The following is a 1,712-nucleotide window of genomic DNA, read 5'->3' as shown; positions in this document are numbered from 1 at the left end:
ACCTGATAGCGTAGGTCAACTTACTAATCTAGAGAAGCTTTATATTAACCATTGTAGCCTCAAAGAGCTGCCTGAAATCATAGGGCAACTTAAGAGTCTGACTGAGTTTTTTATCAGTTATTGTAAATTGGGCAAGCTACCTAATAGTATTGGTGAGCTTATAATCTTGTTAAGCTTGAGCTTGTTTATTGTAATCTTAGAAACCTGCCAGATAGTTTTACACAGCTGAATAGTTTGAGATGTATCAATCTTACTGGTAATCCTCTTGATAGGCTTTCTCTGAACCGCCCCGACTATATCGGAGAGTGATTTACTTGAGTCAGGCAGCGATGCCTGACAGGGTTAAATTATCGTAATACCGCTTTTCAAACTCAAAAGGTGACACATAACCAATCGTGCTATGCAGACGTGTTTTATTAAACCAGTCCACCCATTCAAGGGTTGCCAGTTCAACATCATTAACGCCAGTCCAATTCTCCTTTAAATAGTCAATTACCTCAGATTTATACAGCCCGTTAACCGTTTCAGCCAGTGCGTTATCGTATGAATCACCAGTCGTGCCGACCGAGGCAATGATGCTAGAGTCCTTCATCTTATCAGTATAACGAATGGATAAGTACTGAACCCCGCGATCACTGTGATGAATCACATCTTTGGGGTTGTTCCTGTCTGCTATCGCCTGATTTAGCGCAGCCATAACCATATCCGTGTTCATGCGATTAGATACTTTCCAACCGACAATGCTACGGGCAAACACGTCAATAATAAAAGCGGTATATACCCAGCCGCTAGTTGTTTTTATATAGGTGAAGTCAGCTACCCATAGCTGATTAGGACGATGGGCATTAAAATTACGATTAATCAGGTCATCAGAGCATTTTTGGTCATCACGGCTATTGGTGGTGATCTTGCCCTTACCGCGCCAGATGCCTTGCATACCATACTGCTTCATTAAACGCTCTACCGTACAACGAGCCACATGAATACCATCTGCCTTCATCTGCTGCCAGACTTTACGAACACCGTAACGGCATTTACTGTCCTGCCAGATGCGTTTAATCTCGTTGATATAATAATCGTCATGCTGCTGACGCAACGAGCGCTTTTCAGGGTAACTCTCCAAGTCTTTAGTACGGTAGTAGGTTGATGGGGCAATCGGTAGTACTCTACAGATTGGCTCGATCCCGTATTTCTGCTTGTGATCATCGATAAATGTGACCATTATTTCGGTGGACGGTCGAGCTCCGCCTGGGCGAAAAAAGCGGCTGCCTTACGTATGATCTCATTGGCCTGTTTGAGTTCTTTGTTCTCACGTTCAAGATCTTTAATACGTTGCTCTTGGCTTTGAGCTTGTACCGATGCAGGGATAGTTTGATCTATATGCTTCTTGTGCCATGAGCGCAGGGTTTCAGGCGTGCAGCCAATCTTAGGGGCAATGGCTTGAATGGCTGCCCATGTGGAGGGATAGTCGTTTGCTGCTTCGATCAGCATACGGACGGCGCGTTCTTTAATCTCAGGAGTGTAGGTTTGTCTTTTCATTGTCGTATTCTCTCAGAATGTTAAGTCTCCGACAATACCGGGGCGGTTCACTACCCAATTTTCAAAATCATCACTCCACCCATTGTAATTAGGGGGAGTTATAAGACGGATGTTAGTTGAATCAGGAGGTATGAATGTAGGGTCAATATCTCTAAAAGAAGGCTCTACAGAAC

General features: G+C 43.9%; 2 protein-coding genes and 1 other annotated feature. Of the genes, one reads left to right on the top strand and one right to left on the bottom strand.

Annotated features, from left to right (window positions below):
* A partial coding sequence (locus JMX83_RS15465) for a leucine-rich repeat domain-containing protein (RefSeq protein WP_201603352.1) occupies positions 1-229 on the top strand: 229 nt, incomplete at its 5' end.
* A 90-nt stretch (positions 230-319) separates the two neighbouring features.
* On the opposite strand, the gene JMX83_RS14850 is transcribed toward JMX83_RS15465, so the two are convergent.
* A protein-coding gene (locus JMX83_RS14850; protein WP_379542907.1) for an IS3 family transposase occupies positions 320-1,539 on the bottom strand; the annotation gives its coding sequence in 2 pieces (ribosomal slippage) (positions 320-1,263 and positions 1,263-1,539; 1,221 coding nt in all).
* Positions 1,148-1,264 (bottom strand) — a sequence feature (AL1L pseudoknot). Its footprint overlaps the gene before it by 117 nt.
* Positions 1,540-1,712: the final 173 nt, after the last annotated feature.

It is taken from the genome of Psychrobacter piscatorii (genome assembly GCF_904846415.1).
GTDB lineage: Bacteria > Pseudomonadota > Gammaproteobacteria > Pseudomonadales > Moraxellaceae > Psychrobacter > Psychrobacter piscatorii.
The sequence above is the reverse complement of the archived record's forward strand: the minus strand, read 5'-3'. Positions and strand labels throughout refer to the sequence as shown.